Source organism: Halobacillus sp. HZG1 (assembly GCF_035818575.1).
Classification (GTDB): domain Bacteria; phylum Bacillota; class Bacilli; order Bacillales; family Halobacillaceae; genus Halobacillus; species Halobacillus litoralis.
The window spans coordinates 22686-38884 of sequence record NZ_JAYLVQ010000029.1 but is presented as its reverse complement, the minus strand read 5'-3'; the positions used below and the strand labels follow the sequence as shown (position 1 = coordinate 38884).

General features: G+C 41.9%; 14 protein-coding genes. 1 reads left to right on the top strand and 13 read right to left on the bottom strand.

Annotated features, from left to right (window positions below; genetic code table 11):
• Positions 1–519: 519 nt before the first annotated feature.
• The 6 genes from pnpS to citZ form a co-directional block, all read right to left on the bottom strand.
• Positions 520–2274, bottom strand: a complete 1755-nt coding sequence (pnpS, locus tag VKA52_RS04140; protein WP_160916207.1) for a two-component system histidine kinase PnpS — start codon at positions 2272–2274, stop codon at positions 520–522.
• Positions 2275–2970 (bottom strand): response regulator transcription factor, encoded by a 696-nt coding sequence (locus VKA52_RS04135; protein WP_160916209.1) that lies wholly within the window; start codon positions 2968–2970, stop codon positions 2275–2277.
• Positions 2971–3232: 262 nt separating this feature from the next.
• Entirely contained in the window at positions 3233–3709 is a 477-nt protein-coding gene (locus VKA52_RS04130; protein ID WP_160916211.1) for a MaoC/PaaZ C-terminal domain-containing protein, read from the bottom strand.
• Between the two features lie 75 nt (positions 3710–3784).
• Positions 3785–4723 (bottom strand): malate dehydrogenase, encoded by a 939-nt coding sequence (gene mdh, locus VKA52_RS04125; protein WP_160916347.1) that lies wholly within the window; start codon positions 4721–4723, stop codon positions 3785–3787.
• 23 nt (positions 4724–4746) lie between these two features.
• Entirely contained in the window at positions 4747–6021 is a 1275-nt protein-coding gene (gene icd, locus VKA52_RS04120; protein WP_326314289.1) for an NADP-dependent isocitrate dehydrogenase, read from the bottom strand.
• Positions 6022–6131: 110 nt separating this feature from the next.
• Positions 6132–7250 carry a citrate synthase gene (gene citZ / locus VKA52_RS04115; protein WP_160916213.1) on the bottom strand — a complete coding sequence of 373 codons (1119 nt, stop codon included), beginning with the start codon at positions 7248–7250 and terminating at the stop codon, positions 6132–6134.
• 264 nt (positions 7251–7514) lie between these two features.
• Here citZ and ytvI point away from each other — a divergent pair, with 264 nt between their 5' ends.
• Positions 7515–8627, top strand: a complete 1113-nt coding sequence (ytvI, locus tag VKA52_RS04110) for a sporulation integral membrane protein YtvI (protein WP_326314286.1) — start codon at positions 7515–7517, stop codon at positions 8625–8627.
• Between the two features lie 181 nt (positions 8628–8808).
• On the opposite strand, the gene VKA52_RS04105 is transcribed toward ytvI, so the two are convergent.
• From VKA52_RS04105 to VKA52_RS04075, 7 genes are all read right to left on the bottom strand, one after another.
• Positions 8809–9201 (bottom strand): FxsA family protein, encoded by a 393-nt coding sequence (locus VKA52_RS04105; RefSeq protein WP_326314285.1) that lies wholly within the window; start codon positions 9199–9201, stop codon positions 8809–8811.
• Between the two features lie 109 nt (positions 9202–9310).
• Positions 9311–11074: a pyruvate kinase gene (pyk, locus tag VKA52_RS04100; protein WP_160916216.1), complete on the bottom strand. Its 1764-nt coding sequence runs from the start codon at positions 11072–11074 to the stop codon at positions 9311–9313.
• A gap of 28 nt (positions 11075–11102) precedes the next feature.
• Complete coding sequence (gene pfkA / locus VKA52_RS04095; protein ID WP_160916217.1) at positions 11103–12062, bottom strand: 6-phosphofructokinase; 960 nt, start codon at positions 12060–12062, stop codon at positions 11103–11105.
• 219 nt (positions 12063–12281) lie between these two features.
• Positions 12282–13244: an acetyl-CoA carboxylase carboxyl transferase subunit alpha gene (gene accA, locus VKA52_RS04090; protein ID WP_160916218.1), complete on the bottom strand. Its 963-nt coding sequence runs from the start codon at positions 13242–13244 to the stop codon at positions 12282–12284.
• Positions 13241–14101, bottom strand: coding sequence for an acetyl-CoA carboxylase, carboxyltransferase subunit beta (accD, locus tag VKA52_RS04085; RefSeq protein ID WP_206947584.1), 861 nt, complete (start codon positions 14099–14101; stop codon positions 13241–13243). Before accD ends, accA begins: the two co-directional genes overlap by 4 nt.
• Positions 14102–14203: 102 nt before the next feature.
• Entirely contained in the window at positions 14204–14800 is a 597-nt protein-coding gene (locus VKA52_RS04080; protein WP_206947585.1) for a FadR/GntR family transcriptional regulator, read from the bottom strand.
• 80 nt (positions 14801–14880) lie between these two features.
• Positions 14881–16119: an NAD(P)-dependent malic enzyme gene (locus VKA52_RS04075; RefSeq protein ID WP_089650539.1), complete on the bottom strand. Its 1239-nt coding sequence runs from the start codon at positions 16117–16119 to the stop codon at positions 14881–14883.
• Positions 16120–16199 lie beyond the last annotated feature (80 nt).

The following is a 16199-nucleotide window of genomic DNA, read 5'->3' as shown; positions in this document are numbered from 1 at the left end:
AAGGTTCCAATTCTTCCCCCCTAGGCAGGCGTATAGTGTGTTGTATCAAGCATTTGCGTTTGCTAAACGTCAATGGGATAGAGTTTACATCATTCACTTCTCATAACCACACAAGCTGATTTTTCCAGTAGTGGTTTCGAGACTCTGATATAGCAAAGGGCGGAGGGTAATGGCGAGACTCCTGCGGGAAGAAAGTGCTTGGTTAGACCCCACAGGACGCAGTCCGAGGAGGCTCACCGCACTCCCGCGGAAAGCGAGTCATTCCCCGCAGCCCCCATCCACTCAACAAACGTCTCGAAACTGAGACTTCCACAATCCTGCCATATAGTGGAATGTTAATTACGAATTACGCCTTGGATAGGAAGGAAAACTGAGGTGTATTTTTACAAGAAGTTAACTAAATGAAGACAAAAAAAAGCAGAAGCGAGGGAAGCTTCTGCCAAAAAGAGAAAACACCTTGGATGAAAGGGTTTCATTGGTATTCTATCGAAGTATTGTTAACCTTAATTTAATGAAATATTAATTTTCCGTAAACTTCTTAGGAATCTCAACATAAAACGCCGTCCCGACATCCACTTCACTTTCCACATGGATGGTCCCTTCGTGCGCTTCCACGATATGTTTAACAATGGCAAGACCGAGTCCGGTCCCTCCGGAGTTCCTGCTTCTCGCTTTATCCACACGATAGAATCTTTCAAAGATCCGGGATATTTCTTCTTTTGGTATTCCTACGCCATTATCAGTAATTTTAATCGTTACATGGTTTTCTGATTCTTGAAATTCTAATGTAACTTCTCCTTCATCACCTGAATAATTAATGGCATTTGTAAGCAAGTTCATAAACACTTGCTTCAAGCGGCTGGAATCACCCTGTATTTTCGTATTTCCTTGCACGGAAGCATGAAGTTTCACTTGTTTTTGGTCAGCGTGTTGTTCCACAATCGGCAGTAAATCATTTAATAACCGTTGAACTTCAATCTGTTCAACATTTAAAAGGAAGTCATCTCTTTCAAGTTTGGACAATTCCAAAAGGTCTTGAATCAAGGACTGCAGACGACCACTTTCTTTTAAAATGATTTGTAAAAACTGCTCGAGCATCTTTTCATCTTTCATAGCCCCATCAAGCAAGGTTTCTGAAAAGCCACGAATGGAAGTAATAGGTGTCTTTAATTCATGAGATACATTAGCTACGAAATCTTTTCTCATTTGCTCCAGCTGCTTCAGCTCTGATATGTCATGAAATACTAAGACAACCCCTCTCCATTTTCGGTCTTCGCTAAAGATGGGTGCTCCGGTTACCTCCAAGTGTTTCCTGTCGATATTAACAGGCAACACAAATGTTTCGCTTATCGTTTCTTCGAACATATAAATTTTTTGGACGGTTTCGTGAATCGTTGTATAAGGGATAGCATCGTGATACAAATGACCAATAAAATCGTTTTGTACACCTTTAAACGTTTCTAAGAACGCACGATTCGTAAGGAGAATATATCCCTTTTCATCAATGAGTACTAACCCATTGCCCATATTATTAATAACTGCTTCTAACTGATTCTCCTGCATCCCCTTTGTACTCGTCATTTCCTGCAGATTTCTGGCAAGAATATTAATTGACTGGCTTAATTGACCTGCTTCGCCAAAGTGCCCCTCATAAGTTCTTGCTTTATAATTTCCTTTTGCAAGTTGTGTGGCTACATTAGCGGCTGAACGAATAGGGCGAATATATTTAGAGAATACGTTAAACCCAATAACAAAAATGACTAAAAGACCAAGAAGTAACGTAAAACCGATTAAAAGCCAAATATTCTTTGTAATATTGGTCAAAGCTTCCACGGGTGAGAGAAGGATAAGGGTGCCATTTATATCATCTACACTGTTATTCACAGGGTAATAGAAAATATCATCGAGCATTTGCCCTTCATTCACCTGCGAAGTACCACCTTCTACCCTTGCCATGACTTCCTGCTTTTCGTCTTCACTAATGACTGGCACAGCCCCAACTGTATCAATCATTGTTTCTCCTGAATCCGATATAAAAACCATACCTGTATTCAGCTGTTCGCTGAAGTTATACAACTCATCCTGACTTACTTCACGGTCTTCGGTAAATTGATCCAAGTACGTGATGAAATATTGACTTTCCAACTCTACACGTTGTTCAAATATATTAATAAAATAGCCACGAGTCAGCTGCGCAAGGATAATTCCCAGCCCAAGCATGACAATGACCACTAAAACCGCATAGGTCATCAGTGGCCTAGTATTAGAACCCATTTACTTAGGCTCCTCCATTTTATATCCAAGCCCGCGTATGGTTTTTATATACACTGGCTTTTTCGTCTCGGGTTCAATTTTCTCACGTAAATGGCTCACATGGACATCAACAATACGAGTGTCGCCGGCGAAATCATAATTCCATACAGCACTTAACAGTTGGTCTCTGGAAAGAACACGCCCCAGGTTTTGTGCAAGGTAAAGAAGAAGCTCAAATTCTTTCGGCGTAAATGTTAAAGGTTCATCTTTAATGGTTGCCTCGTATTGTTCAGGGTAAATAGATAGATCGGCAATCTGAATAACCTTTTGATCGTTTACAACATTTTCACGAACCATTCTTCTTAAGATTGCTTTGATTCTAGCTACGACCTCTCTAGGACTAAATGGTTTGGTCAAATAATCATCAGCCCCAAGCTCAAGACCCAGAACCTTATCAAATTCATCGTCCTTAGCGGTCAACATGAGTACAGGTGTATTCACTTGCATTTGCCTTAATTTCTTACATACTTCCATTCCATCCATTCCCGGGAGCATAACGTCAAGAACAATTAAGTCAAAATGATTCTTCGATGCTTTTTCAAGCGCATCTGTACCATTATAGGCCACGTCTGTCTCAAATCCAGCTTGATCGATATTATATTTTAATAAAGTCACAATAGATTCTTCATCATCTACAATTAAAATTTTCTGTTCCAATGCCATCACCTCTACTACAAGTTACTTTCATCATACAACGAAGTTTACAATTTGAATACGGAACTTTACTATTTTTACTTAATCTTAATATAGACATTAAGTTTCTCTTCATCCCTTGAATACACTCAATTATTTCATTCTTACGCAGAGTGATGAAACGTCCGGATGGACCAAAGATGTAAAAAAAAAGGACAAGCCGCCAGTCTCTCTCGAGTACAAGCGGCTTGCCATTATAGGTGATACCTAATCTACATTCTCTTGTTTAATAAAAGTTTTCAAGGGAGATGGCATTCATGGAATCAGGTTCGTACGGAGGGCGGACGATTAGCGTCCCTTTGACTACTTCATCACCTTCTTCATCATACCCTGTAACATGAAGTTCCACTTCATGCTCTTCTTTATGAATGGCTGTTACTTCCGCTAGAAAACGAACTTCTCCATAATGATACACGGGTTTAGGGTATTCTAGATTCTGGTGGATGATATGACTACCCGGACCAGGCAAATGCATGGATACAATAGAAGACACCATACCAAAGACCATTACTGTTGGGACCACTGGGCGTTTAAAGGGGGTTTGTGAAGCATAATCATGTTGGATATACAAAGGATTTGCATCATTCGTCAAGCCTAGATACATAAGTAAATCACGATCTTCGACTGTAAAGGAAGTTTCAAATTTCTCTCCGGATCTTATGTCATTGATTTTCTTACCAAGCTTTCTCTTTTTGCCTAACATATCCTCACCTCTTGTAAGCGTTTTCCTAACTGGTCAAAAAAGGGATCCGAGGGTTTTCCTCGAATCCCTTCCCTTTTATTTTAATACATTCAACACGTTTTTAACAGAATCCGCCGATTTATCCAACTGCTGTTTTTCTTCTTCTGTCAGTTCCAGCTCAATGACCTCTTCAATTCCATTGCCACCAAGGATAGTAGGAACGCCCAGATAGATCCCGTCATATCCATACTCCCCTTCTAAATAAGCAATAGAAGGAAGAATACGACGTTGATCTTTCAAGATCGCTTCTGCCATTTGAACTAATGAAGCAGCAGGTGCATAATAGGCACTTCCATTTCCAAGAAGACCGACGATTTCTCCTCCACCTTTACGCGTTCTTTCTACAATTGCATCCAGGCGCTCTTTTGAAATTAACTTCTCCAAAGGAATTCCACCCGCGAAAGAATAACGTGTAAGAGGAACCATATCATCACCGTGACCACCAAGGACAAAACCTGTGACGTCTTTGATAGATACATTAAGTTCTTCAGCAACAAACGTGCGGAATCGTGCTGTATCAAGGACGCCGGACTGTCCGATGACACGATTCTTAGGTAAACCAGCCTCTTGGAATACAGAATAGGTCATGGCATCAACAGGGTTCGTCAATACAACGATAAAACAATCTGGAGAGTTTTTGACAATTTCTTTCGTCACACTCTTCATGATTTTTGAATTTGTATTGACCAGATCATCACGACTCATACCAGGCTTACGAGCTATTCCTGCAGTGATGATGACAAGGTCTGAATCTTTCGTATCCTTATAATCAGAAGTTCCAGTAACCTTGGCATCAAACCCCTGTACAGGACTCGCTTCCAGCATATCCAGAGCTTTCCCTTTCGTCGGATCCTCCATATCAGGAACGTCAACGAGAACAACATCTCCCAGCTCTTTTTGTGCGAGCATAAGCGCTGTCGTGGCACCAGTGAAACCAGCACCGATTACGGATACTTTGTTTCTACGAATAGCCATCATGATCCACTCTCCCTTATTGATTAATCCATATTTTTAATCAGTTCATCACCGAACTCAGAGCATTTCACTTCTCTTGCGCCTTCCATCATACGAGCGAAATCATATGTGACTACTTTACTTCCGATCGTTTTGTCCATAGATTTCGTGATCAAGTCAGCCGCTTCTCTCCAACCAAGGTGTTCAAGCATAAGCACACCGGAAAGGATAACAGAAGACGGATTCACTTTATCAAGACCCGCATATTTAGGAGCTGTACCATGTGTCGCTTCAAAGATCGCATGGCCTGTTTCAAAGTTGATGTTTGCCCCTGGAGCAATCCCGATTCCACCGACTTGTGCAGCGAGTGCATCAGAGATGTAATCTCCGTTCAGGTTCATCGTTGCAACAACATCGAACTCTTTTGGACGAGTAAGAATCTGTTGAAGGAAGATATCTGCAATGGCATCTTTTACGATGATCTTGCCTTCAGCTTCTGCTGCATCCTGAGCTTTGTTTGCTGCTTCTTTTCCTTCTTTTTCTACGATACGGTCATATTCTGCCCAAGTGAATACTTTATCCGCATACTCCTCTTCAGCAACTTCATAACCCCATGCTTTGAAGGAGCCTTCTGTGAACTTCATAATGTTTCCTTTGTGTACAAGCGTGACGTTTTTACGTCCCTCGTTTAATGCATAATCAATTGCTGCACGAACTAGACGCTTTGTACCTTCTTCGGATACCGGCTTAATTCCGATTCCGGAAGTTTCAGGGAAACGAATGTTATGTACACCCATTTCATTTTGAAGGAAGTCGATGACCTTCTTCACTTCTGGTGTTCCTTTTTGCCACTCAATACCTGCATAAATATCTTCAGTGTTTTCACGGAAGATTGCCATGTCCGTATCTTCTGGACGCTTAACTGGAGAAGGTACTCCTTCGAAGTAGCGTACAGGACGAAGGCAGGTAAACAAATCCAATTCTTGACGAAGGGCTACGTTCAATGAACGGATTCCTCCACCAATTGGAGTTGTCAAAGGACCCTTAATTGCAATCTTGTAATCTCTGATTGTATCTAGTGTCGCTTCTGGAAGCCACTCACCCGTTTCATCATATGCTTTTTGACCAGCAAGTACTTCTTTCCACTCGATGGATTTCTCACTATTGTATGCTTTATCCACGGCAGCTTCGATGACGCGGCTTGCGGCTGCCCAAATATCAGGACCGATTCCATCACCTTCGATGTAAGGAATAACCGGACGCTCTGGTACATTTAGTGATCCGTTTTGTTCTACTGTAATTTTTTGTGCTTGTGTCACAATAAACCCTCCTAATATTTTGTAAGAAATATGGATGGATCATCCTTTTCTATCATACGTTAAAATAGGTTGAATAAAAAGGGAGGCTTGCCGGTATTGCGGCAGCGCTCTTATCGATCCTCAATTGGTGTATAACTTTGTCCTTTCGGTCCTACGTATTCCGCACGAGGACGAATCAGACGGTTGTTGGAGTACTGCTCGAGAATATGTGCCAACCAGCCGGACACTCGGGAAACAGCAAAGATTGGTGTGAAAATATCGTGATCGATTCCAAGACTATGATAGACAGAAGCTGAATAAAAGTCCACGTTTGCAGGAAGACCTTTATTTTCTTTGATATAGTCCTCAATTTTAATAGACATTTCATAGTATTTAGAATGACCTGTAAGTCCTGTTAATTCACGGGACATTTCTCTCAGGTGTTTTGCACGTGGATCACCAGAACGATAGACACGGTGGCCCATACCCATGATTTTTTCTTTATTTTCGAGCTTTTTCTCAATGGCCGGAATCGCGTTCTCGACGCTACCAATTTCCGTCAGCATCTTCATGACGCGTTCATTCGCACCGCCGTGCAATGGCCCTTTCAAAGCTCCAATAGCAGCTGTTACGCCGGAGTAGACATCAGAAAGCGTAGCTACACAGACACGAGCTGTAAAAGTAGACGCATTCAGTTCATGATCAGCGTGAAGAACTAGTGCTTTGTTAAAAGCTTCCACTTCCAAATCTTCCGGGTCTTTTCCGTTGAGCATATAAAGGAAATTTCCTGCAAAACTTAAATCTTTTTTAGGTGCAACCGGCTCTTCACCTTTACGGATACGGGCAAAAGCAGTGACAACTGTAGGGATTTTCGCTTGTAAACGCAGCGCTTTCCGCTTGTTCGCTTCCTCTTCCATGACATCAGATTCAGGATCATAGAGCCCAAGCATGGAAACAGCTGTACGTAAAGCAGCCATAGGGTGTACTGTCGATAGATCATAAGACTTCAGATGATCGACAACTTCAGTCGGAATGTCCATATTTGAAATAAGTTCTTCCTTAAAAGCAGCCAATTCTTTTTTGTTTGGTAGCTTCTGGTTCCAGAGAAGGTAGACAACTTCTTCAAAACTGGAGTTATTTGCCAGGTCATCGATATCATATCCGACATATGTCAGTTTATCGTCGATGATTGAACTTATGGATGATTCAGTTGCTGTAATTCCTTCAAGACCTTTAGTTGATGATGACATACAATCTCTCCCTTTCAAAAATTCCTTTTTCCTTAATACTCTCAAATAAGAAAACGCTTTACTATTTGCTTATTTACCCTTATAGGAAAACTACCCCACAGACAATTATAAAGTATTCTGAAGAGAATGTGAATTGAAACCGTTTAATTTTGCAGGATTTTATCGAATATTCCTACATAATTATTAGAATTTATACATCCGTTCCTATCTTTTTCACTGCAATTAAAAAAACATACTCATTTTCATAAAGGGGAGGTAGATAATATGGATAACCAAATATTAAAAATGATACAACGTTCGATTCTAGTCATCCTTAGTACAATCAGCCTTCTTTTATTCACTTATTTTTCCTGGATATACTTGCAGCCATTTATCTTTGCTATTCTGTTATCTGTCTTCTTTCAACCCTTTATTCAATTATTTAACACACACCTCAGGATCCCAAGAGGCATGTCTATATTGCTAGTTCTGTTTATTTTCGGTGGGCTTGCGGGAGGGCTGTTGGCTTTATTGGTGGCTGAAATTATTCGTGGCATTCAGTATTTGGCGGCCGGAGTTCCTGGACACTTCTCTTTACTAACGAATTACCTGTCTCAAAAAGTTATGAATACCTTAAGCCCCTTATTATCAAAAGGCCAAGCATTCACCGACAAATTAAGTGTAAATCAGCAGCAAACATTGGAAGAATATCTGAAGGTGGCTCAGGACAAATTCAGTGAGACAAGCCTCTCCTTGTTAAACAGCGCACTTGAAGCTACAGGCATTTTTCTTGCAGAGCTTCCATCCTCTTTCGCTTTTGTCTTCATTACTCTGCTTGCTACTTTTTTCATATGTAAAGACTGGAATATTATTGTGAAGTTTTTAAAAAAAGTTTTTCCTGAAACACTGTCGGCACGTATGTATATCTTCCAGGACGAATTTATTCAAACAATTAAAGGACTGATCCGGGCGCAGTGCATGCTCGTTATGATTTCAACTTCTATCATCGCTACCGGGTTATTAATCATTGGAGCACCACACCCTTTGACCATAACATTTCTTGCTGCACTTGTCGATTTCATTCCTTATGTCGGTACAGGGATCATTTTTATTCCGTGGATCATTTATCAATTTCTCACAGGAGAATTCATGATGACCCTCGGTTTATCCATTCTTTATATGGTTGTGATACTTACAAGACAAACACTGGAACCAAAATTGCTCGCCGATCATTTCGGGGTCCCACCTATCATCCTCCTCATTAGCCTTTTTCTCGGTTTTCAATTGTTTGGTGGATTGGGAATGTTGATCAGTCCCATCGCCCTCATGACGGTACAGACATTAGTGAAAACAGGAGTAACGAAGGAAATTTGGAGTTACATCATTGGGAGACCATAGCCATGGAGAGGAGAATTTGAAAAGTTGCTGGTCATTTACAGCCATCCCTGGAGCTTACCATGGATAAAGAACCCAGATACACTTAGATAAATAAATCTCCCACATTCAGGAGCCCATCTAAAAGAGATCATGTCTATAACAAAACAAAAAAACTCAGAGAAAGGCTTCTCTGAGTTTGCATTTATTTTCTGTATATTGTAATTGTCCCTTTTTGCATAGCTTTTTGAATCGCATTTCGTATGACCCGTTTGATCGGCAACCTCGTTGCCGGAAACAACAATAGAAATCCAATAGCATCCGTAATGAAACCAGGGGTGAGCAATACAGCTCCACCAACAAGTATGCAGGCACCATCTAAAAGTGTATCTTGAGGCATTTGTCCGTATTGAACGGATTGCTGGAAGTTCCTGATTGTTTCTAGCCCCTGCTTTTGGGCCAGCCATGCACCTAAAACGCCTGTCAGTATAATTAAAAGAATGACCCAGATGGGTCCGATTAAGTTTCCTGTCCATATGAGTACACCAATTTCTAAGGCGGGTACTACTAAAATAAAAAGCAATAACCAACGAAACATAGAATCTTCCCTTCTTTCCATTTCCTCTATTATACCTTTTTTACAGATACAATGAAAAGAAAAGGCAGAGAAGTAAATACTCCTCTGCCTCTTTTATTTTGTTTCCATTTTATAATACGCTTGCGTGACCCTCGTAAATATCACCGCGTGAACTATCAATCGTGATATCAGAACCATCCTTAATTAATTCAAGAGCATCATTTACTCCAACAATTACTGGAATTCCAAGGCTTAATCCCACAACAGCTGCGTGAGAAGTAAGTCCTCCTTCCATGGTAATGATTCCGGCAGCTTTTTCAATCGCTGGCATCATGTCCCGATCTGTTCCTTGCGTGACCAGGATGTCTCCATCTTCGACGCGGTCGATCGCTTCTTGTGCATTTTTTGTAACGATAGCACGTCCATAAGCGCTCTTCTGACCAACGCCTTGTCCTTTGACAAGTACATCCCCAATAACGTGAACTTTCATCAAGTTCGTCGTACCACTCTCACCAACTGGTACACCACCAGTGATGACTACACGGTCTCCGCGAATGGCAAGACCGGATGCAAGGCTACGTTCAACCGCAACATCCAGCATATCATCCGTAGAATAAGCACGTGGACCCATCACAGCATAAACACCCCAAACGAGAGATAGTTTACGATTTACTTCTTCATCAGAAGTAATCGCTACAATTGGAGCTTTCGGACGATACTTAGAAATCATGCGGGCTGTGTGACCACTTTCTGTAGGTGTAACAATGGCTGCTGCGTTCAAGTTAATCGCTGTATGAGTAACCGATTGACTGATTGCATCCGTTATTGTCATATCGCTATGCTTAGAGCGCTCTTGTAATAACGCCATGTGGTTTAAGCCGGTTTCTGTTTTGCTCGCAATATTATGCATCGTTTGAACAGCCTCAACAGGATAATCTCCTGCTGCTGTTTCCCCAGATAGCATGATCGCATCTGTACCATCGAAGATGGCATTGGCAACGTCAGAAGCTTCTGCACGTGTCGGACGTGGGTTACGCTGCATAGAGTCAAGCATCTGGGTAGCTGTAATGACAGGCTTTCCAGCTTCGTTACATTTACGAATCAAGCGCTTCTGTACAAGTGGTACATCTTCAGCTGGAATTTCAACACCTAGGTCTCCACGAGCAACCATCAACCCATCGCTGACTTCAAGAATATCGTCGATATTATCGACACCTTCTTGGTTTTCGATTTTTGGAATGATTTGAATGTGACTGGCATTATGCTTCTCAAGAAGTTCTTTAATTTCCAGGACATCTGATGCACGACGTACGAAAGATGCAGCAATAAAGTCAACCCCTTGCTCGATTCCGAACTCGATATCTTTCGCATCTTTATCCGTAATTCCAGGCAAGTTGACACTTACATTAGGAACATTGACACCTTTTTTATTCTTCAATGGGCCGTTGTTTAATACAGTCGTCTTGATTTCATTATTCTCTTTATCAATTTCTTCTACTTGAAGTTCAACAAGGCCATCATCCAACAGGATTTTGGAGCCTGGATGAACATCATTAATCAATCCAGGGTAAGTGACAGAGAAGCGTTCGGCATCCCCTTCAATTTCGTCCATAGATACATAAGTCGTAGAGCCTTTTTCCAAATAGACTTCTCCATCTTTAAGTGTACCTGTACGGATCTCCGGACCTTTTGTATCAAGTAAAATAGCTACAGTCTTTCCAGTCGTTTTCGAAGCTTCACGAATATTGTTTATTCTAGCTCCGTGCTCTTCAAAATCTCCGTGAGAGAAGTTCAAACGAGCGACATTCATCCCTGCTTCGATCAGCTGGGTCAATTTTTCTACAGACTCAGAAGCAGGTCCGATTGTACTTACGATTTTTGTTTTTCTAAACATTTTATTTCCTCCTCAAGTGCCTCTTGCATTATATAGATAATTCTTTGGAGAGACGATACATATCAAAGTCGATCTCATGCTTCGAATTCAATATTTCTACAATATCATGATCCACCAATTTATTCTGCTGTATACCTACCATACGACCGGCTTGTCCGTTCAATAATAAGTCTACCGCATAAGCACCGAGACGACTTGCCAGTACACGGTCAGCGGCACTTGGAGAACCACCACGCTGTGTGTGACCAAGAACAGTCACGCGTGATTCCAATCCAGCGGCCTCATCAATCTTTTGACCAAGGTCTACAGCACTTCCGACACCTTCCGCTACAATAATGATGCTGTGCTTTTTGCCACGGTCATGTCCGCGCTTCAAACGATCGATGATGTCTTCAAAATCATCGTCAAATTCTGGAATGATGATACTCTCAGCTCCGTCCGCAAGTCCTGCCCAAAGTGCAAGATCACCGGCATCACGCCCCATAACTTCGATAATAAATGTACGTTCATGAGATGTAGCCGTATCACGGATTTTATCAATAGCATCAATGATTGTATTCAGGGCTGTGTCGAACCCGATTGTGAAATCAGTTCCAGGGATGTCATTATCAATCGTTCCTGGAACACCGATGCATGGATATCCTTTTTCCGTAATTTTTTTTGCCCCCATAAAGGTACCATCACCACCGATGGCTATCAAGCCCTCGATGCCATGTTTTTTCATTTGTTCAATCCCTTTAAGCTGACCTTCTTCAGTTTTGAATTCTTCACAACGAGCAGAATAAAGCTTGGTACCTCCTCGCTGAATGATGTCCCCGACTGAACCAAGCTCCATCTTTTCAATGTCCCCATCAATCAATCCCTGGTAGCCATATTTGATCCCATAGACTTCAATACCATGGTAGATCGCTTTACGAACGACTGAACGAATCGCTGCATTCATTCCAGGAGCGTCGCCCCCACTAGTAAGTACTCCGATTTTCTTCATTCTCATCACCTCAAAAGTTTTCTATTTATGTTGTCCCCAACCAAAGATGAATCGAAACCTCCGTCTATTTTCATAAGGATAGCCTATCCTCTAGTCTATACAATTAATAAAACTTCAACATTCCATTCATCAATGATAGCGTTACCATCCTGTTAAGATGCGAAAAGCCGCACCCAAGTGCGACCTTTCTTTACGGACTTATTATTTTGAACCATCCTATTATAAATCAAGATACGTGTAATCGCCAATATTTTTGTACTTTAAGAAACGTTTTTCTAATAATTCTTCAACCCCAAGAGTGCTCAACGTTTCTAAAGAATCAGAAATGGTTTTCTCAATTTCACGGGCTTGAGCCTCGATATCTCTGTGAGCTCCACCTCTTACCTCTGGAATCACAGCATCAATTACATTTAATTTCTTCAAATCATAGGAAGTAATTTTCATTGATTCTGCTGCTTCTTGTGCAAGGCCTGCATCCTTCCATAAAATAGAGGAAGCCCCTTCAGGAGAAATCACGGAATAAGTGGAGTTCTCAAGCATAAAAATACGATCTCCAATACCAAGACCGAGCGCTCCACCACTACCGCCTTCACCAATCACTATGCATATCACCGGAACCGTAAGACCGGCCATTTCCATCAGGTTCCTGGCAATCGCTTCACTTTGGCCTCTTTCTTCTGCTGCTTTTCCAGGATAAGCTCCCTTTGTATCAATAAAAGTAATAATCGGTCGTTTGAATTTATCTGCCTGCTTCATTAAGCGGAGTGCTTTTCTGTAACCTTCAGGGTGAGGCATGCCGAAATTACGACGAATATTTTCTTTTGTATCTTTACCTCTCTGGTGACCGATCACAGTTACGGGTTGACCTTTGAATTTAGCAATTCCAGATACAATCGCTGCATCGTCTCCAAAGGTACGATCTCCGTGCATCTCAAGGAAATCTGTAAATAGATATTCGATATAATCCAGTGTGGTCGGTCTTTCAGGGTGTCGTGCCATTTGTACACGATCCCAAGGAGCCATTCGATCATACACATCTGTTTCAAGCCTTTCCAAACGATTCTCTAATGTTACGATTTCGTCGCTAAGATCCATTTCACTGTTCTCAGTCAGGCGTTTCAAATCAGAAATTTTCTCTCTCAATTCTATGACAGGTTTCTCGAATTCGAGTACATGTTTCACGATTGGTCACCTCCCACATTATGAAGATCAAGAACCGTCGTCAGTGTCTTTTTCATGTCGTGACGATGAATGACTTTGTCCAGTTGACCGTGTTCCAGAAGAAATTCAGCTGTTTGGAAATCCTCTGGAAGTTTTTCGCGGATCGTTTGTTCGATGATCCTCCGACCTGCAAATCCAATCAAAGCGCCAGGCTCTGCAAAATTATAATCTCCAAGTGAGGCAAAACTCGCTGAAACGCCACCTGTTGTCGGATGAGTCATGACTGAAATGAAAAGACCACCATCGGCATGATGACGTTGGAGAGCGACTGATGTTTTCCCCATTTGCATAAGACTGAGAACACCTTCCTGCATCCTCGCACCGCCGGATGCGGTGAAGATGATAAATGGAAGGTTCTCTTTCCTAGCATTCTCGATAGCGTTCGTGATTTTTTCCCCTACTACCGACCCCATGCTCCCCATCCGGAAGCGGGCATCCATAACGGCCACCGCTGTTTCCATGCCATTCATTTTCGCTTTTCCTGTGACAACCGCTTCATTCAAGTCTGATTTTTGACGGTCTTTTTCGAGTTTTTCTTCATATTCCGGGAAATGCAACGGATTATTTGAAATCATGTGCTTGTCCCACTCTACAAAGGATTCCTCATCAAATAAGTGTTGGATGCGTTCATACGCACTAAGCCGATGATGATGATCACAATGAGGGCAGACATTCATATTTCGATTCAATTCTTTTCTATAAAAGATTTTCTGGCAGTTTGGGCATTTCTGCATCAAACCTTCAGGTACATCCTGCTTTGCTTCTTGGCTGGGAATGGATGCGTATCTTTTTTTCTTGCTGAAAAAGTCTCTTAGCAAGGTGATTCCTCCTTTGGGACAAAGCTTCCTTTCTTATCAATATACATAAATTCCATTTCATAATATGACTTATTCTGTCGAAATAGATTCGACACGATGCGATCATTGAAATAGACGTATAATATTCATTGTACTTTCTTCTTCCATGGCGGTTACCATTTCTTCATACCAATCATCAGAATAGCTTACCTCATGGAAAGTATGGGTAAATCCTGAGATGAATTGCCACATCGACAGAAGGAGAGGTTGATCACAAAGGCTGAACAAATATTCAAATACCTTTTGGTGCCTCTGAGTGTAGGAATGGCCGGATATTATTGTTTTTAATGCGCTCATATCCTGGCTGGCTAACCTCCCGTTCAACAAAAGCAGTACCTCTTTTTCTATCATTTGTTTAGCAGTCATCAATTCGCTCTTGGTCCTGGATTCGTTAAGTAAGAAGTTGGATAGCAGCTCGACCATATGGTAAGGACGATATGCTCTCATATAGGTGCCCTCGCCTCTTCTTGTTTCAATCAATCCTAGAAGCTCCATCGCCCGAAAGGCTTCCCGGATTGAGGATCTGCCTACATTCAGCTGTTCACTTAACTCTCGTTCTGAAGGCAGCTTATCTCCAGGCTTTAACCGGTGCTCTTCAATGTATGATTTCAACTGTTGAAGAACACCTTCATACACTTTTCCTCGCTGCTCCTGGGCCACGTTACACGGACACCTCTTTTCATCTCTAACCACAATCCTATTATGTAGAAGGAGAAACCGAAAAGCTTCCCCTTCTCATATCAATCTTCATCAATTAATGTCAGTTGTCTCGTTTTTTCTGCAACTTCCTCCGGGTCTACATGATGGCGGGCTACCCCGGACTCCATCGCCGCTTTCGCTACGCTTGCAGCAACAGCTGGGGCCACCCGTGGATCAAATGGTGCAGGAATGACGTAGTCCTCACTCAATTCATCCTCGCTTACTAAGGAGGCAATGGCTTCAGCAGCTGCAATCTTCATCTTTTCATTGATCCTAGTCGCTCTTACATCCAACGCACCACGGAAAATTCCCGGGAATGCCAGCACATTATTTACCTGGTTAGGAAAGTCTGAGCGGCCTGTCCCAATGACGCGCGCTCCGGCTTCCTTTGCATCTTCCGGCATAATTTCAGGTTCTGGATTTGCCATGGCAAAGATGATAGAATCATCATTCATTTTAGATACAGTCTCTTTAGAGAGCAGTCCACCGACGGATACACCAATAAACACATCCGCGCCTTCCATGACCTCTTCAAGATTCCCCTCTGTGCGGTCTTTATTCGTGATTTTAGCAATTTCATCTTTCACATCGTTCATTCCATAATCACGGCCTTCAAAAATAGCACCTTTGGAATCACACATAATAATATCACGCACACCGAAATGATAGAGTAATTTAATAATAGCTATTCCAGCAGCTCCAGCACCATTCGCCACCACTTTAATTTCAGAGAAGGTTTTCCCAGTTATTTTTAATGCATTCATTAACCCTGCAACTGTAACGATTGCCGTACCATGTTGGTCGTCATGGAAGATAGGGATATTCGTTTCTTTCTTCAGTCGATCTTCGATGATGAAGCAGTTGGGTGCGGCGATATCTTCCAGGTTCACACCGCCGAAAGTAGGTTCCATCAACTTTACTGTCTGCACAATCTGGTCAATATCACGCGTGTTCAAACAAATAGGGAATGCATCTACTCCTGCAAAACTCTTAAATAAAGCAGCTTTACCTTCCATAACTGGAAGAGCAGCTTCAGGACCAATATTCCCAAGACCAAGAACAGCCGATCCATCACTGACGACGGCTACCATGTTGCCCTTCATCGTATAATCGTACACCGTATCTTTATGATCATAAATTTCCTTACAGGGTTCTGCCACTCCAGGGGAATAAGCAAGACTCAAGTCTCTAGCATTCCTGACTGGAACTTTTGAATGGGTTTCAAGTTTCCCTTTATTTACACGATGTATGTGCAAAGCTTCATCTCTTAAATTCGACACGACGACACTCTCCTTTTAGACTTATAGTGAACCGACCCTGGTGGTCTGACCACCATTAACCTCTTAATTATAACAGATGA